Origin of the sequence: Pseudomonas sp. 13B_3.2_Bac1 (genome assembly GCF_025466205.1) — a bacterium.
Classification (GTDB): domain Bacteria; phylum Pseudomonadota; class Gammaproteobacteria; order Pseudomonadales; family Pseudomonadaceae; genus Aquipseudomonas; species Aquipseudomonas fluorescens_H.
On sequence record NZ_JANLOG010000112.1, the window covers coordinates 1 to 19,123 of the forward strand.

The window sequence follows — 19,123 nt, forward strand, 5'->3', positions numbered from 1 at the left end:
AAAAAAAAAAAAAAAAAAAAAACCCCCCCCCCCCCCCCCCCCCCCCGCTCCCACCTGGAATGGGTTTACAGGTTGACCACGTTGACGAAGCGCGAAGCCGCCGTCTCGTCGATCTTCAGGCTGGTGAAGTCGAACAGGTTGCGGTCGGCCAGTTGCGACGGCACCACGTTCTGCAGACTGCGGAAGATGCTTTCAGTTCGGCCCGGAGTCTTGCGCTCCCAGTCCTGAAGCATTTCCTTGACCACCTGACGTTGCAGGTTTTCCTGCGAACCGCAGAGGTTGCACGGGATGATCGGGAATTCCTTGAAGTCCGAGTAAGCCTGGATGTCTTTCTCGTTGCAGTACGCCAGCGGGCGGATCACCACATTACGCCCGTCGTCGGCGCGCAGCTTCGGCGGCATCGCCTTGAGGGTGCCGTTGAAGAACATGTTGAGGAAGAACGTCTCGACGATGTCATCGCGATGGTGACCGAGGGCCATTTTGGTCGCGCCGATTTCGTCGGCGAAGGTGTACAGCGTGCCGCGACGCAGGCGCGAGCACAGCGAACAGGTGGTCTTGCCTTCCGGCACCAGTTCCTTGACCACCGAGTAGGTGTCCTTCTCGACGATGTGGTACTCGACGCCCAGCTCTTTCAGATAGGCCGGCAGCACATGCTCGGGGAAACCCGGCTGCTTCTGATCCATGTTCACCGCGACGATCTCGAACTTGATCGGTGCAACCTTCTGTAGGTGCATCAGCACGTCGAGCATGGTGTAGCTGTCCTTGCCTCCGGACAGGCAGACCATGACCTTGTCGCCGTCTTCGATCATGTTGAAATCGGCGACCGCTTCGCCGGCCAGGCGGCGCAGGCGCTTTTGCAGTTTGTTCTGGTTGACCGTAAGAGTGCCCATGACGCGAAATCCGTGAGGTGTGACGAAAGGCGGGCATTTTACGCAAAAACGCCGGGAGCGCGAAGGGCCGTGGGTCTGTCCCTTTCACCCGATCCCCTGTGGCGAGGGAGCTTGCTCCCGCTGGGGTGCGAAGCGCCCCCAAACCTGCAGCCGCTATTTTCCTGACGCACCGAACCGCAAGGATTGGCCACTGCTGCGCAGCCGAGCGGGAGCAAGCTCCCTCGCCACAGAGGGGATCCGGCCTCAACCGTGCAAGACCCTGCCGCGATTACACCCCGTGTTTACAGCGCGATTTGCTCTAAGCCCCTATCACCTGTGCGGTTAAGTCCTTTCTATACTGCGACATAAGGTCGCACACATCTGAAGACCTGTATTTGCTCGGCCACCTTGGCCCGTAGGCGCTCCGCTGGGGGGCGATGGCAATAACAAGAGGAGTGACTGGCATGATCCATCACGTAGTGGGACTTTTTACCCACCCCGATCAGGAATGGAAGGAAATCCGTGGCGACCAAGAGGAAAGCATCAGCCACATGTACCTGACGCACACGCTGATCCTGGCGGCGATTCCGGCCGTTTCGGCGTTTATCGGCACCACTCAGGTCGGCTGGGTGATCGGCAGCCGCGCGCCGGTGATGCTCACCGTGGAAAGCGCAATCTGGATGACCGTAATGTCGTACCTGGCGATGCTTGGCGGCGTCGCGGTGATGGGCGCGTTCGTGCACTGGATGGCCCGCACCTATGACGCCAACCCGAGCCTGGCCCGTTGCGTGGCCTTCGCCACCTACACCGCGACACCGTTGTTCGTCGGCGGGCTGGCGGCACTGTATCCGCATATGTGGCTGGGGATGATCGTCGGCACGGCGGCCATCTGCTACACGGTTTATCTGCTGTATGTGGGGTTGCCGACGTTCATGAACATTCCGTCGGACGAAGGCTTCCTGTTTTCCAGCTCGGTGCTGGCGGTGGGTCTGGTGGTACTGGTGGCCATCATGGCGTTCACCGTGATTGTCTGGGGCCTCGGCGTGGGGCCGGTGTATACCAACTGACATGATTCACCCCCGAGAACAACAAGATCTGCCAATACAGGCCGCCGCAAGGCGGCCTTCTCGTATGGCGGATGACCATTCGGCAGGTCAGCGATTCGCAAGTCCGGGAGGTTGCGGCATACTCGACGCCTCTGGAGATCCATCAAGCATGCCCGAGCAACTCAATACCCGCGTCGAAGACTGTTACCAACTCGCTGAAGCCTTTTTCAAACGTCATTTCCAACGCCCCGTCGTCAGCCTCAAGCTGCGCGGGCAAAAAGCCGGTGTCGCGCATCTGCACGAGAATCTGCTGCGCTTCAATCCGCAGCTGTACCGGGAAAACACCGAACACTTCCTCAAGCAGACCGTGGCCCACGAAGTCGCGCACCTGATCGCCCACCAACTGTTCGGCGACCGCATCCAGCCGCATGGCGAGGAGTGGCAACTGATCATGCGCGGGGTTTACGAACTGCCGCCGGATCGCTGCCACACTTACGCAATCAAACGCCGCAGCGTGACCCGCTACATCTACAAATGCCCGTGCGCCGACAGTGATTTCCCGTTTTCGGCGCAGCGCCATAGTCTGGTACGGCAGGGGCGACGGTATTTGTGCCGTAGATGCCGCAACACCTTGGTGTTCAGTGGTGAGATGCGGGTGGAATAGCCGGTTTGGTGTTGTCGCCGCCGACGCCTTCGCGAGCAAGCTCGCTCCCACAGGGGGAATGCATTTCAAAATGTGGGAGCGGGCTTGCTCGCGAAAGGGGCGGCACAGACGCTAGAGAATCACCTTGGCACGCCGCAACTCGGCAATCCGCTCAGCACTAAACCCCAACTCCCCCAACACCTGCTCCGTATGCTGCCCCAACGCCGCCCCGACATGTCGCGGCGCCGGCAGCGCCTCGGAGAACTTCAGCGGACAGGCAATCTGCGCCTGGGTCGTACCGTCCTCGCGCGGCACCTGGGTCACCAATTCACGCGCCTGCAACTGCGGATGCTGCACCGCCTCGCTCAGGTTCAATACCGGCTCGACACAGGCATCGACCCCGGCAAACAACTCGCACAGCTCGGCAAAGTCGTGTTTCTCGAATTCAACTTTCAGCGCGTCCTTCAATAACCGCTGCTGCTCGGGTTTCGGCGACAAGCCCTGCGCCGCCAGCTCCGGCCGGCCCAACGCCGTGCACAGCTGCTGCATGAACCCCGGTTCCAGACTGCCCACCGACAGCCAGCGCCCGTCGCGGGAACGGTAGTAGTCATAGAAGCTGCCGCCATTGAGCATCTGCTCTTCCCAATGCGGCTCCTCGCCACAGGCCAGATACCCGGCACCGGCCATGGCGTTCAGGCTGAAGGCGCAGTCGGTCATGCTCACGTCCAGGTGCGTGCCCTGCCCTGTCTGCTGCCGGGCGATAACCGCCGCCAGCAAACCGATCACCCCATGCAGCGACCCGCCAGCCACATCCGCCACCTGCATGCCCAGTGGCAACGGCCCGCTGTCGGCGCGGCCGGTGTAACTGGCAAGCCCGGCCAGCGCCAGATAGTTGATGTCATGCCCGGCGCGGTCCTTGTACGGGCCGGTCTGGCCGTACCCGGTGATCGACACGTAAATCAGCTTCGGGTTGATCGCCTTCAGCGCCTCGTAACCCAGGCCCAGACGCTCCATCACACCGGGACGAAACTGCTCGAGGACGATGTCGTATTCAGTCAGCAACTGCCGAACCACCTCCAGCGCCTCCGGCTGCTTGAGGTCCAGCGCCAGACTGCGCTTGTTGCGGTTCAGGTAAGCGTGGCTGGCCGACATGCCCTGATCGTGCGGCGGCAGCACCCGCAGCAGATCCATGCGCGTCGGTGATTCAATGCGCAACACATCGGCGCCCATGTCCGCCAGCAACAGCGAGGCGAACGGCCCCGGCAGCAGGGTCGAGAAATCCAGCATTTTCAGTGAGGCCAGCGGCGCAGACATGGGCGATCTCCTTGGGCGATACACCCAGCCTAGGCAGCGCTGCCGCGCACGGCAATCACCGGATGCATCAGCGGCAGTGACCGTAATGCTCAAATCGCAGGCAATAAAAAACCTGCCGAGGCAGGTTCTTCAGTGCCTGTGTGGCGAGGGAGCTTGCTCCCGCTGGGGCGCGAAGCGGCCCCGCTCTTCAAAGAGGGGCCTGCTGCGCAGTCCAGCGGGAGCAAGCTCCCTCGCCACAAGGTAGTACCAAATTGCAGTTACTTGACGTTGCTCGGAGTAGCACCTTCAGCCACACCCAGATCATCTTCCGGACGGGTATCCGCGATACCGCGACCGCCCGAGGCCAGCTCGGATTGCAGTACGTCGGTGTCCAGCTCTTTGACCCACTTGGCGACCACGATGGTTGCCACGGCGTTGCCGACCAGGTTGGTCAGGGCGCGGGCTTCGGACATGAAACGGTCGATACCCAGAATCAGCGCCAGACCGGCCACCGGCAGGTGACCGACCGCCGACAGGGTGGCTGCCAGCACGATGAAGCCCGAACCGGTCACACCGGCTGCGCCTTTGGAGGACAGCAGCAACACCACCAGCAGGGTGATCTGGTGCGTGATGTCCATGTGCGTGTCGGTGGCCTGAGCAATGAACACCGCGGCCATGGTCAGGTAGATCGCGGTACCGTCGAGGTTGAACGAGTAACCGGTCGGGATCACCAGACCCACTACCGATTTCTTCGCGCCCAGACGCTCCATCTTGATCAGCATGCGTGGCAGTACCGATTCCGACGAAGAAGTACCCAGTACGATCAGCAGCTCTTCACGGATGTAGCGAATCATCTTCAGCACGCTGAAGCCGTGCATGCGGGCGATGGCACCCAGCACGATCAGGATGAACAGCACGCAAGTGATGTAGAAGCAGGCCATCAGTTGACCCAGCTGCACCAGCGAGCCGACACCGTAGGCACCGATGGTGAATGCCATCGCACCGAAGGCACCGATTGGCGCGAGCTTCATGATCATGTTGATGATGTTGAACATCACGTGGGCGAAACGATCGATGAAGTCGAGGATCGGACGGCCGTAGTCACCCAGGCGATGCAGGGCGAAACCGAAGATCACCGAGAACATCAGCACTTGCAGGATGTCACCGGTGGCGAACGCGCCGACGATGGTGGTCGGGATCACGTTGAGCAGGAAGCCGACAACGCTCTGATCAGCACCTTGAGCCACGTAGGTGGCAACTTTCGAAGCGTCCAGAGTGCTGACGTCGATGTGCATGCCGTTGCCCGGCTGCACGATGTTGACCACGATCAGGCCGACCAGCAGGGCGATGGTTGAAACGATTTCGAAGTACAGGAGTGCGTAACCACCGGTCTTGCCGACCGATTTCATGCTTTGCATGCCGGCGATGCCGCTGACCACGGTGCAGAAGATGATCGGGGCGATGATCATCTTGATCAGTTTGATGAACCCGTCACCCAGCGGCTTTACCGCGACACCGAACTGCGGGTAGTAGTGACCGAGTGCAATACCGATGATGATTGCGACGATCACCTGGAAATACAGGGATTTGTAGAGTGGCTGACGAGTCGTCATTGCAAGTTTCCTCAAGCGTCCTGCGGGCAACATCCATCTGTCGAGCGCAAAACCTGAATTGCGAACCCTCCTGCACTGGAGGGATTTGTTGTGTCGAGCGGCGCTTCTCCGGCGGGATAGACGCACACTTCTGTCGCTCTTATCGCAAACGCCGTGCCACATTGGTGCAATTCGCTACAAGCCTTTTGATATCAGGGAGTGCAGGGTAATTTTTGTCACTGCCCGGTGACGTAAGTGTGGCGGATTTCCGCCAACTCGTTGGTTCTCGTCCTACAATTTGGCGGAAATCCGCCTTGTTGCCCTGCGCATGCCCCGGCTACCATCCGGCGCCAGAGGAAGGATCTGCCGCTTATGCGCGAACGCACCATCGCCAGCCATTTCGCCCGTGCCGCCCTCGGTGGCGCACGCCGTTCGGGCTTCGACTATTCGCTACTGCTGCAGCGACTGGGCATCAGTCCCGAGTTGCTGGATGAGCCGCGGGCGCGAATTGCACCGGAGCAATTCACCCAACTGATCCAGAGCCTGTGGCTGGCGCTGGATGATGAGTACCTGGGCTTCGGCAACGTACCGAGCAAACCCGGCAGCTTCGCGATGATGTGCCACGCCCTGATCCACTGCCGCAACCTGGAGAAGGCACTGCAACGCGGTTTATTGTTTTATAGCCTATTCCCGGGGGCCCCGCGCCTGGACCTGAGCCGCGAAGACGAATGGGTGCGCCTGAGCCTCGATGATTCGCAGCTATGGGACCCGGATCACTTTCTCAGCGAGAGCCTGCTGGTGATCTGGCATCGCCTCGGCAGTTGGCTGATCGGCCAGCGGATTCGTCTGGAGCAGGCCACTTTCAGTTACCCGAAACCGGCGCACGGTGCCGAGTACGACCTGCTGTTCCCCTGCCCGCTGGTGTTTGCCGAGGGCCAAAGCAGCCTGCTGTTTCACAGCCGCTACCTGCACATGCCGCTGTTGCAGGACGAACGCACCCTCAAGCACTTCCTTGAACGCTCCCCCGCCGACCTGCTGTCACGCCCGGACGACGGCGACAGTCTCAGCAGCCGCCTGCGCCGCTTGCTCAGCCGCGACAGCGCACACTGGCCGGATCTGGAAGCGGTGGCCGCGCACCTGCACATCAGCCCGCAAACCCTGCGTCGGCATTTGCGTGAGGAAGGCACCAGTTTTCAGGAATTGAAGGATCAGTTGCGCCGCGACATCGCCATTTATCATCTGGGACGGGCGGATCTGTCGCTGCAACAGATTGCCGAGCAGCTGGGGTTTTCCGAGCCGTCGGCGTTTCACCGGGCGTTCAAGAAATGGACGGGGCTGACACCGGGGGCTTATCGGGCGCAGGAGCAGTAAGCCTCCGCAGAGTTTTACGCCGAGGCGGCAGGCCCCTTCGCGAGCAAGCTCGCTCCCACAGGGGAATGGCGAGCGCCGCCGATTCAATGTGGGAGCGAGCTTGCTCGCGAAGAGGCCCGAAAGGTGCCGACTAAACCGCAGGAAACTGAATCCTGAACGCCGCCCCGCCCATCGGTGAATCCCCGAGCATCAACTTGGCGTTGTAGCTCTCGATAATGTCCTTGACCACCGCCAGCCCGATGCCCTGCCCGGGGTGCTGTCGATCCAGACGCTCGCCACGCTCGAGAATCCGCGCCCGTTGATTCGGCGGTACGCCCGGGCCGTCGTCTTCGATGCACAACTCGGTCCCGGCCAGACTCTCGCGAACGCTGATGCGCACTTCGCCCAGACACAGGCGATAGGCGTTCTCCAGCAGGTTGCCCATCATTTCCAGCAAAGCGCCCTGCTCGATCGGCACATAGCAGTGCTCCGGCAGATCGAAGGCCACCCGCACACGTTTGTCGCGGTAGACCTTGTCCAGTGTGTCGCACAGGCTTTTGAGCACCGGCTGCAGACGCACCTGGTGGCGCACCAGCCCACTTTTGCGCAGGCTGGCGCGTTGCAGTTGGTAGCTGATCTGCTGACTCATGCGCTCGATCTGGGTTTGCAGCACCCAGGCTTGATCACGATCTTCGGGACGTTTCGCCATGTCTTCGCTGACCCCTTGCAACACCGCCAGAGGGGTTTTCAGGCTGTGCGCCAGATCATCGAGAGAGTCGCGGTAGCGGCTGCGCTGCTGGCGTTCGCTGAGCAGCAAACGGTTCAGCGAGCCGGTCAGGCGCAGCAGTTCGCGCGGGTGCTGCTCGGTGAGGCTTTCGCGGGTGCCGCTTTCGATTTCATCGAGTTCCTGGCTGAGCTGGCGCAGCGCCTTGAGGCCCCAGGTCAGGCCGATCCACAACAGCGCCAGCAACACCAGCAATGCGGCACCGAAGCCCAGATAGAGATTTTCGCGCAGGCCTTCGAGGGTGTTTTCGTATTCACGCACCGGTTGCAGGGCAACGATACTGAATGCGGCACTTTTACCGCCAAGCAGTTTGACTTCGACGTCGTAGACGAAGAACTCCTGACCATCGCTCTCGCGGATTCGCGCGAACTCGTTACCCATGCCGTCGTAACGCGGCTTGTAGTTGATCTGCTCTTCCTGCGTGCCTTTCGAGCGCCAGACCAGTTTGCCTTCGCGATCGTAGATGTAGCCGAGCAAGCGGTTGTCGGTGAGGTTGAAACGCTCATCGGGCAACTGCGACGGCATCATCAGGCGGCCGTTCTCGATGCGGGCGGCAGAGATCAGCGTGGTGGCGTCCGAGGCCAGCCGCTGCTCGATCGAGTCCTGCAACGCCAGGCTGAACGCGCCCTGCATGGCGGGGAGCAAGCCGAGCATGAACAACACCGCCAACGTGGTGGCGGCGAGCATCAAGCGAACGCGAAGAGAACGAATCAAGTGCAAGGCTCATTGAACAGATAGCCGAGACCGCGCACGGTATCGATCGGCTTGAACCCCCGCGTGCCTTCGAGCTTGCGGCGCAGGCGGCCGACCAGCACTTCGATCACGTTCGGATCGCGCTCGTCGTCGTCCGGATAGAGCTGTTCCATCAGGCGATCCTTGGGCACCACTTGCTGGTGGTGGCGCATCAGGTATTCGAGGATGCGGTATTCGTAGGCAGTCAGCGCCAGCGGCTCTTCATCCAGCGATGCCTGCTTGCGATTGAGGTCCAGCAACAGCGGTCCGGCGACGATGGTGGACTGGGTGAACCCGCTGGAGCGACGCAGCAAGGCGTTGAGTCGTGCATCGAGTTCTTCGAACTGGAACGGCTTGACCACGTAATCGTCGGCACCGGCGGCCAGGCCTTCGACCTTGTCCTGCCAGTTGCCGCGCGCAGTGAGGATCAGCACCGGAAACGTCTTGCCGGTCGAGCGCAACTGCCGGATCAAATCCAGACCGCCCATGCCCGGCAGACCGAGGTCGATGACCGCCAGATCGAAGTTGAACTGCCCGGTCTGGTACAGCGCCTCTTCGGCATTGGCCACGGACTCGACCACATGACCGCTCTCCGTCAGGCGGGTTTGCAGGTGATGGCGCAACAGCGCTTCATCTTCGACGACCAACAGTTTCATAACGCTCTCCCGGGTAAATCAAAAGCTCCAACTTCAACAGCATACCTGTGAGAGCGAGTCTGCTCGCGAAGGCGACGGCACGGGCGACGACTTTCTCATTGCTGTTCGACTGGATGCAAGGTTAGCAAGCCGCCCCTGTACCTGCCCTGAACGCTCGGTGAACCTGCACTGAATCAAATCGACTAGGCTGTCCTGACCACTTTCGATAAGGAGACCGACCATGCGCCTGTTCCTCGCCCTCGCCCTGCTCGCCGCCAGCAGCCTGGCCAACGCCGCGATCAAGACCCAGGAGATTCCCTACCAGAGTGCCGACGGCACCAGACTGATCGGCTACTACGCCTACGACGATGCGATCAAGGGCAAACGCCCGGGGATCGTCGTGGTGCATGAATGGTGGGGGCTGAACGACTACGCCAAACGCCGCGCCCGCGACCTCGCCGAGCTGGGCTACAGCGCACTGGCGATCGATATGTACGGCGAAGGCAAGAACACCGAGCACCCCAAGGATGCGATGGCATTCATGCAGGCCGCGACCCAGGATGCCGCCGCCTCCAGCAAGCGCTTCGAGGCCGGGCTGAACCTGCTGAAAAAGCAGCCACAGACCGACGTGAATAAAATCGCCGCCATCGGTTACTGCTTCGGCGGCGGCGTGGTGCTCAACGCGGCGCGTCAGGGCGAGCCGCTGGCGGGCGTGGTGAGTTTCCACGGTGCACTGGCGACCACCACCCCGGCGACGCCCGGCAGTGTGAAGGCGAAGATTCTGGTCGAGCATGGTGCGCTGGACAGCATGGTCACCCCGGCCAACGTCACCGCATTCAAATCCGAGATGGACAAGGCCGGCGCCGACTACACATTCGTCAGCCTCGACGGTGCCAAGCATGGTTTCACCAATCCGGATGCCGATCGTTTGAGCCACGGTGAACACGGTGGCCCGGATATCGGCTACAACAAAGCGGCCGATGAAAAATCCTGGGCGGACATGAAAACGTTCTTCCAGAAAATCTTTGGCTGACATTGCCCCTGTGGCGAGGGAGCTTGCTCCCGCTCGGCGGCAAAGCCGTCGCAAAAACCTGCCGATGCGGTTTACCTGACAGACCTCGCCCACAGTTTTGGGGGGCTTTGCCCCCAGCGGGAGCAAGCTCCCTCGCCACAAAAGTGTGCAGCCTCTACCCAGTCGCGGCTTCAACCGGCAAAATGCCCGCCATGAATTCCAGCCCGCCCCTCCCCACCTGCTGCACCGCGCTCGACGCTCACTGGCCGTTGCCCAGCGTGCTGCCCGAGACCGTCCTGCTGAGCACCCGTTTCGACCCGAAACAATTGCTCGGCGACGACTTCCAGCGCAGCGCCATCGAGCCGCCGCCGAGCATTCAGCGTTCGGTTGCCAAGCGCCAGGCAGAGTTTCTTGCCGGGCGGATTTGCGCCCGGGCGGCGTTGCAGCAACTGGAAGGCTCAAGCGTGATTCCGGCGATTGGCGAAGACCGTGCACCGGTATGGCCGGCGCACATCTGCGGCTCGATCACCCACAGCACCGGGCGTGCGGCGGCGATTGTCGCCAACAGGCAGCATTGGCGTGGCTTGGGCATGGACCTGGAAAACCTGCTCGACACCGACCGCGCCGAACGCCTGGCCGGGGAGATCCTGACGCCTGCGGAACTGCAGCGCATGGCCGCCGGTTCGAGGGAACAACTGGCGTTGCTGGTGACGCTGACGTTTTCGGTGAAAGAAAGCCTGTTCAAGGCGTTGTACCCGATTGTGCAGAAGCGCTTTTATTTCGAGCACGCCGAGGTGCTGGAGTGGACAGAGCAAGGGCAGGTTAGGTTGCGTTTGCTGACTGACTTGTCTGGCGAATGGCGTCATGGCACCGAGCTGGAAGCGCAATTTGGGGTGCAGGATGGGCAGTTGCTGAGTCTGGTCAGCATTCCGGCCTGAGGATTTTTCAGCCTGTCCCGCCGCCTTCGCGAGCAAGCCCGCTCCCACCCTTGAAATGCATTCCCCTGTGGGAGCGGGCTTGCTCGCGAAGGCATCATCCCTGCCACCACAAAACTCAGCGGCGTTCCTGATTCCGCGGCCAACTCAAACTGAAGCAGGCCCCGCCCAGACTCTTGCTCTTATTGATCAGCGCCCGGCCGTCATGCCAATGGATGATCCGCCGCACAATCGACAGCCCCAGCCCATGCCCGCCCGACGCCCGCGTACGGCTGTCATCCAGACGCAGAAACGGCGTGAAGATGCGCTCCCACGCCACCTCCGGCACGCCCGGCCCGTCATCCTCGACATCGACCCGGCAGCGCAACTGCCCGACCTGATAACTCACCGTGACTTTCGAGCGCGCATGGCGCATCGCGTTGCTCACCAGATTCTGCAACGCCCGATGCAGGAAGCGCGGTTCGGCCTCGACCCAGGCGCCGTCGTTATCGGTGGATGACAGGCACATACCACGCTGCACCGTGACTCCGGCACGCAACGGCGCCAGCTCTTCGATCACCTGATTGACCAACGCATCGAGGTCGATGCGTTGAAAGGTCAGCGCCGGCGAGCCCTGCTCCAGTCGCGCGTAGGTGAGCATCTCGTCCACCAGCTTATCGAGATCCTCGATGTCGTGATCCATGCCCTCGCGGTACTTTTCCAGCGCCTGCGGGGTAGTGGCCGAGCCGATCATCTCCAGGCCGAAACGCAGGCGCGCCACCGGTGTTCGCAGTTCGTGGGAGACTGCGCGCACCAGCTCGCGCTGGATCGCCAGCAACTGCTGCAAGTGCTCGGCCATGCCGTTGAACGCCGCCGCCAGCCGTCCTACCGAGTCAGCGCCCCGGGCCGGCACGCGGGTTTCCAGGCTGCCCTTGGCGATGCGCGTGGCGGCGGCCTCGAGGCCGCGCAAACGCCGTTCGAGCTGGCGCACCAACAGGTAAACGATCAGGCCGATCAGACTCAGGCCGAGCACGGCGATCAGCACCAGCCATTGCGGCGGATACGGATTCATCTGATACAGCGGGCCGATTTCCAGCACCCACGGCGTGCCGACCATGCCGGCAAACACCCGGATCGAGTCACCACCCTTGCCCAGCGCCATCACCGTGTCGCCCTCGGACACGCGGCGGCTCTGGTCTTCGTCCATGTCGGCCTCGTTGACCGTGACCAGTCGCAGATCAAAACCGAAGCCCTTCTCCTCCTTTAACTGCGCCAGCCGCTTGGGTTGTTCGCCTACCGGAAAACGCACCAATTCATCGGCCAGCAGATAAATGGTCGCGCGGGCCAGTTGCTCGCTGATCTGTTGTACGTCACCGGTCAGCAGCAACTGTTCCTTGTCGCTGACCAGTCGATAGACCCGCGCCGCATGCGGGCCGGTCTGCTCCACCAACGCTTGACCGCGTTGCACCCGGGTACGCTGTGACAAGTCCAGATCAGTCTCGGAAAACTTCTTCAGCGCCAGCGGAATCCCCAGCAGCCGCTCCCACACCAACAGCGCCCGATGGCGCTCGGTTTCGTTCATCGGTTGCAGGTTGTCGGCCATCAGCGAAAACGTGCCGTGGGCGAGGCGCTCGCGGTACTGCTCGCTGCGCACCTGATTGAGCAGATGCAACGCCAGCACGCCGAGCACCGCCACCAGAATCAGCGCCGCGCACATGCCGCCGTAGATGCGCAGAAAAATCGAGTTCACAGCGCCAGGTCTACGCAGGCTTCAGGGACGAACAGATAGCCTTTGCTGCGGATGGTCTTGATCAGGCGCGGGTGGTCGGGGTCGTCGCCGATTTTCGGGCGGATGCGCGAAATGCGCACGTCGATCGAGCGGTCCTGGCCGTCGTAACCGATGCCCCGCAGCGCAGTAAAGATCTCTTCGCGAGAGAGGATTCGCCCGGCATTCGACACCAGCAGCCAGAGCAGGTCGAATTCGGCGCTGGTCAGTTCGATGCCGCTGTCGCTGAGCCAGGCTTCGCGCAAGGCGTTGTCCACCACCAGCGGGCCGAATTGCAGGCGACGGCTTTTTTCCGCGACGGGCTCGGCTGTGTCACTGCGTCGCAGCAAGGCCTGAATCCGCGCCAGCAACAGCCGTGGACGCACCGGTTTGCACACGTAATCGTCGGCGCCGAGGTCGAGGCCCTGGATCTGGTCGGCATCGTCGGTGCGCGCGGTGAGCATCAGGATCGGCCCGTCATAACGGTCGCGCACCTTGCGGCAGATGCTCAGACCGTCTTCACCGGGCAGCATCAGGTCGAGGATCACCAGGTCCGGCTGCTCCTTGATGATCCGCGCCGCCGCCAACGCGCCGTTGCCTTCAATCTCCACCTGCAATCCATTGGCTTGCAGGTATTCGCGGGTGAGTTCGGCCAGACGCTGGTCGTCCTCGACTATCAATACCTGCCAGGCTTCTTGCTCCACCAGTGACCTCTGCTTGCTGTTTTTATTAATAAGGAAGAATGCTCGGCCTGACTCAATTCCCCTGTGGGAGCGGGCTTGCTCGCGAAGACGGCGGCATGGTCAACATGGATATTGCCTGACCCACCGCTTTCGCGAGCAAGCCCGCTCCCACATTTCTCCCGTCTTTTTGTCATCTTTCGGGAGGATAAGAATGGGTAAACACTGCCCGATTGTATAAACGGCGTACAACCAGAACACAAGTCGCCAAATGCGTTCGGACAACCCGGTTTTTTGTGATAGGGTTCGCGCCCTTAAAAATCCGCTGAAGCGTTTTTCCCGAGTGAAAAACAGTGACAAACGGTCTAGCTCAGCAGGTTCGCGGCCTACACGGGAATTCCTGGTTTCTTACACAATTTACGCACAGGCTTATCCACAGCTAGTACGTTGCAAGCCCCCTCGAAACGCATTATCTTGTAGCACGGCGCAAGGAGAGACCCTACATATAGGGTTTTCCGCTCAAACGCCCAACCACATTTCGGACCTGAAACTCAAGCGCTTTATTGCCGGTTTCCGGTTGAACCAAGCAAGTTTTTCAAAGCCCAAACCGCACTTGCGGATGGCACCGTTTTTTGGGTTGGAAACAACCGGAACGGTACGGGTGTTGCAGTCATGACTGTCACCCTGGAAGGAATCCGGCTCGAGCCCTGGCTCGCAGCCAAAAACTTCGGCAAGGATGCGGCGTCATTAGCCTTTTTCCTACTGGTCCGAAGTTGTTATGCCCGACGCCCGTCGGTTGTAGTGCTTCGGACCAGAACGGTGAGCACCATGATGGTGCCCAAACAAACATAGAGAATGTGGAGATCACCCCCCATGCAAACCGACACAACTCGCGAGAACCCGCAGGGCACCTTGCCGCAGGCCGCCGATTCGAATTCGGATCTGGCTGCCACCGCGCCTGGTCAACTGCGCGTGATCAAGCGTAATGGCACTGTCGTTCCTTACACCGATGACAAGATCACCGTCGCTATCACCAAAGCGTTTCTCGCAGTTGAGGGCGGCACCGCTGCCGCTTCGTCGCGAATCCACGACACCGTTGCCCGTCTGACCGAACAAGTCACCGCGACCTTCAAGCGTCGCATGCCGTCGGGCGGCACCATCCACATCGAAGAAATCCAGGACCAGGTCGAACTGGCCCTGATGCGTGCCGGCGAGCAGAAAGTCGCTCGTGACTACGTGATCTACCGTGACGGCCGTTCGAAAGAACGCGCTGCCCACGCTCCGGTCGAAGCTGCGGTCGACGCGCACCCGTCGATCCGTATCACCCGCGCCGACGGCAGCCTCGCGCCGCTGGACATGGGCCGCCTGAACACCATCGTTACCGAGGCTTGCGAAGGCCTGGCTGAAGTCGATGGCGACCTGATCCAGCGCGAAACCCTGAAGAACCTGTACGACGGCGTGGCCCTGAACGACGTCAACACCGCACTGGTGATGACCGCGCGTACCCTGGTTGAACGTGAGCCGAACTACTCGTTCGTGACCGCGCGCCTGCTGATGGACACCCTGCGTGCCGAAGGCCTGGGCTTCCTGGGTGTGGCCGAAAGCGCCACTCACCACGAAATGGCCGACCTGTACGCCAAGGCGCTGCCAGCCTACGTTGCCAAAGGTATCGAGTTCGAACTGCTGAACCCTGTGCTGGCCACCTTCGACCTGGAAAAACTGGGCAAGGCGATCAACCACGAGCGCGATCAGCAATTCACCTACCTGGGCCTGCAGACCCTGTACGACCGTTACTTCATCCACAAGGATGGCGTGCGCTTCGAACTGCCGCAGATTTTCTTCATGCGCGTGGCCATGGGCCTGGCAATCGAAGAGAAGCAGAAAGAAGACCGTGCGATCGAGTTCTACAACCTGTTGTCGTCCTTCGACTACATGGCGTCGACTCCGACCCTGTTCAACGCCGGCACCCTGCGTCCACAGCTGTCGAGCTGCTACCTGACCACCGTTCCGGACGACCTGTCGGGCATCTACCACGCGATCCACGACAACGCCATGCTGTCGAAATTCGCTGGCGGCCTGGGCAACGACTGGACCCCGGTTCGTGCACTGGGCTCGTACATCAAGGGCACCAACGGCAAGTCGCAAGGGGTGGTTCCGTTCCTGAAAGTGGTGAACGACACCGCTGTAGCCGTCAACCAGGGTGGCAAGCGCAAAGGCGCTGTGTGTGCCTACCTGGAAACCTGGCACATGGACATCGAAGAGTTCATCGAGCTGCGCAAGAACACCGGTGATGATCGTCGTCGTACCCACGACATGAACACCGCCAACTGGATCCCTGACCTGTTCATGAAGCGCGTCTTCGATGACGGCAAGTGGACCCTGTTCTCGCCATCCGAAGTTCCGGACCTGCACGACCTGACCGGTAAAGCCTTCGAAGAGCGCTACGAGTACTACGAAGCCCTGACCGAGTACCCGGGCAAGGTCAAGCTGTTCAAGACCATCCAGGCCAAAGACCTGTGGCGCAAGATGCTGTCCATGCTGTTCGAAACCGGCCACCCATGGCTGACGTTCAAAGACCCGTGCAACCTGCGTAGCCCGCAGCAGCACGTCGGCGTGGTTCACAGCTCGAACCTGTGCACCGAGATCACCTTGAACACCAACAAGGACGAGATCGCCGTTTGCAACCTGGGCTCGATCAACCTGCCGAACCACATCGTCGACGGCAAGCTGGACACCGCCAAGCTGCAACGCACCGTGAACACTGCCGTGCGCATGCTCGACAACGTGATCGACATCAACTACTACTCGGTGCCGCAAGCGAAGAACTCCAACTTCCGCCACCGTCCGGTCGGCCTGGGCATCATGGGCTTCCAGGACGCGCTGTACCTGCAGCACATCCCTTACGGTTCCGACGCTGCCGTCGAGTTCGCCGACAAGTCGATGGAAGCGGTCAGCTACTACGCGATCCAGGCGTCCTGCGACCTGGCAGACGAGCGTGGTGCTTACGAGACCTTCAACGGTTCGCTGTGGTCCAAAGGCATCCTGCCACTGGATTCGCAACAGATCCTGATCGAGCAACGTGGCCAGAAGTACATCGACGTTGACCTGAACGAGACCCTGGACTGGGCACCGGTTCGCGCCCGTGTACAGAAAGGCATTCGTAACTCCAACATCATGGCCATCGCACCGACCGCAACCATCGCCAACATCACTGGCGTATCGCAGTCGATCGAACCGACCTACCAGAACCTGTATGTGAAATCGAACCTGTCGGGCGAATTCACCGTGATCAACCCGTACCTGGTTCGCGACCTCAAGGCTCGCGGTCTGTGGGACTCGGTCATGATCAACGACCTGAAGTACTACGACGGTTCGGTGCAGCAGATCGAGCGCATCCCGCAAGAACTCAAAGAGCTCTACGCGACCGCGTTCGAAGTGGACACCAAGTGGATCGTTGACGCCGCCAGCCGTCGTCAGAAGTGGATCGACCAGGCCCAGTCGCTGAACCTGTACATCGCCGGTGCATCGGGCAAGAAGCTCGACGTGACCTACCGCATGGCCTGGTACCGTGGTCTGAAAACCACTTACTACCTCCGTGCCCTGGCCGCGACCAGCACCGAGAAGTCGACCATCAACACCGGCAAGCTGAACGCTGTTTCCAGCGGCGGCAACCACGGCGACGATTCGGTTCTGGCAGCTCCGGCAGGTCCAGCTCCAGTGCCAAAGGCTTGCGCGATCGACGAGCCGGATTGCGAAGCTTGCCAATAAGCTGAGCTGAGTCAGGCGTCGCGAGGCGCCTGATTCTTCCAGGCAAAAGAAACCCCCGACAGGCTTCTGGTTTGTCGGGGGTTTTCTTTTGCCTGCCATTTAACTGTAGGAGCTGTCGAGAGTAACGAGGCTGCGATCTTTTGATCTTCAGTGCTGCTGCCACAGATCAAAAGATCGCAGCCTTCGGCAGCTCCTACAGTGATTACATGAATCTGACGGAGATTAGTTGGCTCGCGGGCCGCCATCGCCAGCAGGCTGGTTTCCACAGAAGAGCAAAAGCCAAGCGCATGCTTTTCACCACTCAATGGCCGAGTGTCAGCTCGCCGAAAGCTTTTGATTTTGCCGTACCGGCCCCGTCGGCAGGCTGAGTGGAGGGATTTATCCGGGGGTGGGAGCGAAGCGACCGTTTGGCGAAGCCAAACACATCGAGAGGAGGTGCAGCGAAGCAAACCGTAGGCGATGCCCCCGGATGAATCCCGCAGCGAAGGAACCCGAGCCTAAGCGAGGGCCGAACGCTGGGGCCAAGCCTTTTGGTTACTTTTTGGCGTCTGAAAAAGTGACTCGCCGTAAGGGCGAAACAGCCAGCCGCAGCACCCGAAGCAACGGATATTCACCCAATCAAAACAGCTGCCACCCAATAGCCGCCCACAAAAAAGCCCCTCAAAAAGAGGGGCTCTTGCACAACCAGAAACCGCAATCAGGTCATCTGAATGATGGTCTGCATGATGGTGCTCTGAGTCGAAATGGTCTTGGCGTTCGCCTGATAGTTGCTCTGGCCCTTGATCAGGTCTACCAGCTCGTTGGTCAGGTTAACGTTGGACTCTTCCAGCGAGTTGGAAGCGATCGAACCCAGAGTACCGGTTTCCGGCGCATCGTAGCCTGGGATACCCGAGGCGAAAGTCTCTTTCCAGCTGGTACCGCCGACCGCCTGCAGGCCTTGTTCGTTGGTGAAGCTGGCCAGCGCAACCTGGCCGATGGCCTTGCTCTGGTTGTTGCTGAAGTTGGCGAACAGCGTACCGGTGCCGTCGATGGTCAGGTTGGTGATCTGGCCAGTGGCGTAACCGTCCTGAGTCGGGATCGAACGGGCGGTATCAGCGTTGAACTGAGTGGTCTTGGCCATGGAAATGGTCACGCCATTGGTGTTGGCAGACGCGCCGTTTGGCGTGAAGGTGCCGTTGGTCACGGTACCCGGTACCCAGCCGGTCAGCTTCAAGTCGCTGCTGATGATCGGCTTGGTCGCATCCGCCGGGTTAGGCGTGCTGACCTGAGTGAGATTGCCCGAACTGTCGAACGTCAGTGTCGAAGCAGTCGGGGCGGTCTTGGTTGGATCGCTGCCGGTTGCATCCGGATTGCGCCCGTCCACCAGGGTGTAGACCTTCCAGGTGTTTTGGCCGGTTTTCACCATGTACTGATCCATGACGTGCGAGTTGCCCTGAGAGTCATAGATCGGTGTGCTGAACGACTTGGTGTAGGTTTCGAGTTTTGCCGGGTCGAACTTGCCTGCCGCCACTGTGTCGTCGATCACTGGGGCCGACGAGTTCAGGTTGATGGACGAAGTCACCAGCGAAGTCGATTTCGGCGCCAGGTTCGAGGTGTCGATCTTCAGGTCGGTCAACACGCCGTTGATGATCTTGCCATTGGCATCCACACCATAACCTTGCAGGCGCGAGGTGTAGTCGGTGTTGGTGATGAAGCCGTTATTATCGACCTTGAACGTACCGGCACGGGTGTAGGTGATCGCGCCGTTGTTGCTCATGGTGAAGAAACCGGAACCGTTGATACCCATGTCCAGCACGTTACCGGTGTTGTTGATGTCACCCTGGGTGAACTGCTGGGACACGTTGGCCAGGCGCACACCGTTGCCGATGACTTTGCTGCCGCTACCCAGGCGAGTGGCCGAGTAGACGTCTTCGAATTCTGCACGGGACGATTTGAAACCGGCGGTCGCGACGTTGGCGATGTTGTTGCCGGTCACGTCCAGTTGTTTGTTGGCTGCATAGAGACCGCTAAGGCCGATATTGAAAGACATATTCCACTCCT

General features: G+C 60.6%; 15 protein-coding genes. 6 read left to right on the forward strand and 9 right to left on the reverse strand.

What is annotated here, in order from left to right:
• Positions 1 to 65: 65 nt before the first annotated feature.
• A complete protein-coding gene (gene ttcA, locus NTD85_RS18090; protein ID WP_003227187.1) occupies positions 66 to 890 on the reverse strand; it encodes a tRNA 2-thiocytidine(32) synthetase TtcA in 825 nt (274 codons plus the stop codon).
• A 443-nt stretch (positions 891 to 1,333) separates the two neighbouring features.
• Between ttcA and NTD85_RS18095 the strand changes: the two genes are divergently transcribed.
• Positions 1,334 to 1,936, forward strand: coding sequence for a Yip1 family protein (locus NTD85_RS18095; RefSeq protein ID WP_003227189.1), 603 nt, complete (start codon positions 1,334 to 1,336; stop codon positions 1,934 to 1,936).
• Positions 1,937 to 2,084: 148 nt separating this feature from the next.
• On the forward strand, positions 2,085 to 2,579 hold the full coding sequence (locus NTD85_RS18100) for a SprT family zinc-dependent metalloprotease (RefSeq protein WP_003227192.1): 495 nt from the start codon (positions 2,085 to 2,087) through the stop codon (positions 2,577 to 2,579).
• Between the two features lie 111 nt (positions 2,580 to 2,690).
• On the opposite strand, the gene NTD85_RS18105 is transcribed toward NTD85_RS18100, so the two are convergent.
• Together NTD85_RS18105 and NTD85_RS18110 are read right to left on the reverse strand one after the other, a co-directional pair.
• On the reverse strand, positions 2,691 to 3,872 hold the full coding sequence (locus NTD85_RS18105) for a CaiB/BaiF CoA transferase family protein (RefSeq protein WP_262142836.1): 1,182 nt from the start codon (positions 3,870 to 3,872) through the stop codon (positions 2,691 to 2,693).
• A gap of 257 nt (positions 3,873 to 4,129) precedes the next feature.
• Positions 4,130 to 5,464, reverse strand: coding sequence for a dicarboxylate/amino acid:cation symporter (locus tag NTD85_RS18110; RefSeq protein ID WP_226499623.1), 1,335 nt, complete (start codon positions 5,462 to 5,464; stop codon positions 4,130 to 4,132).
• Between the two features lie 351 nt (positions 5,465 to 5,815).
• Here NTD85_RS18110 and NTD85_RS18115 point away from each other — a divergent pair, with 351 nt between their 5' ends.
• Positions 5,816 to 6,814: an AraC family transcriptional regulator gene (locus NTD85_RS18115; RefSeq protein WP_262142837.1), complete on the forward strand. Its 999-nt coding sequence runs from the start codon at positions 5,816 to 5,818 to the stop codon at positions 6,812 to 6,814.
• A gap of 130 nt (positions 6,815 to 6,944) precedes the next feature.
• On the opposite strand, the gene NTD85_RS18120 is transcribed toward NTD85_RS18115, so the two are convergent.
• Together NTD85_RS18120 and NTD85_RS18125 are read right to left on the reverse strand one after the other, a co-directional pair.
• Complete coding sequence (locus NTD85_RS18120) at positions 6,945 to 8,291, reverse strand: ATP-binding protein (RefSeq protein WP_201136848.1); 1,347 nt, start codon at positions 8,289 to 8,291, stop codon at positions 6,945 to 6,947.
• Positions 8,288 to 8,965 carry a response regulator transcription factor gene (locus tag NTD85_RS18125; protein WP_103485452.1) on the reverse strand — a complete coding sequence of 226 codons (678 nt, stop codon included), beginning with the start codon at positions 8,963 to 8,965 and terminating at the stop codon, positions 8,288 to 8,290. The genes NTD85_RS18120 and NTD85_RS18125 overlap by 4 nt, the downstream gene beginning before the upstream one ends.
• 220 nt (positions 8,966 to 9,185) lie before the next feature.
• Between NTD85_RS18125 and NTD85_RS18130 the strand changes: the two genes are divergently transcribed.
• On the forward strand, positions 9,186 to 9,977 hold the full coding sequence (locus NTD85_RS18130) for a dienelactone hydrolase family protein (RefSeq protein WP_262142838.1): 792 nt from the start codon (positions 9,186 to 9,188) through the stop codon (positions 9,975 to 9,977).
• A 191-nt stretch (positions 9,978 to 10,168) separates the two neighbouring features.
• A complete protein-coding gene (locus NTD85_RS18135; protein WP_262142839.1) occupies positions 10,169 to 10,894 on the forward strand; it encodes a 4'-phosphopantetheinyl transferase in 726 nt (241 codons plus the stop codon).
• Between the two features lie 115 nt (positions 10,895 to 11,009).
• On the opposite strand, the gene NTD85_RS18140 is transcribed toward NTD85_RS18135, so the two are convergent.
• Both NTD85_RS18140 and NTD85_RS18145 read right to left on the reverse strand, forming a co-directional pair.
• The gene (locus NTD85_RS18140; RefSeq protein WP_003227208.1) at positions 11,010 to 12,620 is read right to left on the reverse strand and encodes an ATP-binding protein; all 1,611 of its coding nucleotides are present in this window, start codon (positions 12,618 to 12,620) and stop codon (positions 11,010 to 11,012) included.
• The gene (locus NTD85_RS18145; protein WP_103485449.1) at positions 12,617 to 13,339 is read right to left on the reverse strand and encodes a response regulator; all 723 of its coding nucleotides are present in this window, start codon (positions 13,337 to 13,339) and stop codon (positions 12,617 to 12,619) included. The genes NTD85_RS18140 and NTD85_RS18145 overlap by 4 nt, the downstream gene beginning before the upstream one ends.
• Before the next feature lie 849 nt (positions 13,340 to 14,188).
• Between NTD85_RS18145 and NTD85_RS18150 the strand changes: the two genes are divergently transcribed.
• Positions 14,189 to 17,083 carry a ribonucleoside-diphosphate reductase subunit alpha gene (locus NTD85_RS18150; RefSeq protein ID WP_103521694.1) on the forward strand — a complete coding sequence of 965 codons (2,895 nt, stop codon included), beginning with the start codon at positions 14,189 to 14,191 and terminating at the stop codon, positions 17,081 to 17,083.
• 11 nt (positions 17,084 to 17,094) lie between these two features.
• Here the strand turns inward: NTD85_RS18150 and NTD85_RS18155 are convergent, their stop codons facing one another.
• The gene (locus NTD85_RS18155; RefSeq protein ID WP_262142840.1) at positions 17,095 to 17,388 is read right to left on the reverse strand and encodes a hypothetical protein; all 294 of its coding nucleotides are present in this window, start codon (positions 17,386 to 17,388) and stop codon (positions 17,095 to 17,097) included.
• A 392-nt stretch (positions 17,389 to 17,780) separates the two neighbouring features.
• Positions 17,781 to 19,112 (reverse strand): flagellar hook protein FlgE, encoded by a 1,332-nt coding sequence (gene flgE / locus NTD85_RS18160; RefSeq protein ID WP_201136845.1) that lies wholly within the window; start codon positions 19,110 to 19,112, stop codon positions 17,781 to 17,783.
• Positions 19,113 to 19,123 lie beyond the last annotated feature (11 nt).

What these genes read in the sequence shown, in the direction of transcription:
- NTD85_RS18125 (WP_103485452.1), bottom strand. Translation starts at nt 8,965, where the DNA reads ATGAAACTGTTGGTCGTCGAAGATGAAGCGCTGTTGCGCCATCACCTG.
- NTD85_RS18135 (WP_262142839.1), top strand. Translation starts at nt 10,169, where the DNA reads ATGAATTCCAGCCCGCCCCTCCCCACCTGCTGCACCGCGCTCGACGCT.
- NTD85_RS18150 (WP_103521694.1), top strand. Translation starts at nt 14,189, where the DNA reads ATGCAAACCGACACAACTCGCGAGAACCCGCAGGGCACCTTGCCGCAG.
- ttcA (WP_003227187.1), bottom strand. Translation starts at nt 890, where the DNA reads ATGGGCACTCTTACGGTCAACCAGAACAAACTGCAAAAGCGCCTGCGC.
- NTD85_RS18110 (WP_226499623.1), bottom strand. Translation starts at nt 5,464, where the DNA reads ATGACGACTCGTCAGCCACTCTACAAATCCCTGTATTTCCAGGTGATC.
- NTD85_RS18105 (WP_262142836.1), bottom strand. Translation starts at nt 3,872, where the DNA reads ATGTCTGCGCCGCTGGCCTCACTGAAAATGCTGGATTTCTCGACCCTG.
- NTD85_RS18115 (WP_262142837.1), top strand. Translation starts at nt 5,816, where the DNA reads ATGCGCGAACGCACCATCGCCAGCCATTTCGCCCGTGCCGCCCTCGGT.
- NTD85_RS18130 (WP_262142838.1), top strand. Translation starts at nt 9,186, where the DNA reads ATGCGCCTGTTCCTCGCCCTCGCCCTGCTCGCCGCCAGCAGCCTGGCC.
- NTD85_RS18095 (WP_003227189.1), top strand. Translation starts at nt 1,334, where the DNA reads ATGATCCATCACGTAGTGGGACTTTTTACCCACCCCGATCAGGAATGG.
- NTD85_RS18100 (WP_003227192.1), top strand. Translation starts at nt 2,085, where the DNA reads ATGCCCGAGCAACTCAATACCCGCGTCGAAGACTGTTACCAACTCGCT.
- flgE (WP_201136845.1), bottom strand. Translation starts at nt 19,112, where the DNA reads ATGTCTTTCAATATCGGCCTTAGCGGTCTCTATGCAGCCAACAAACAA.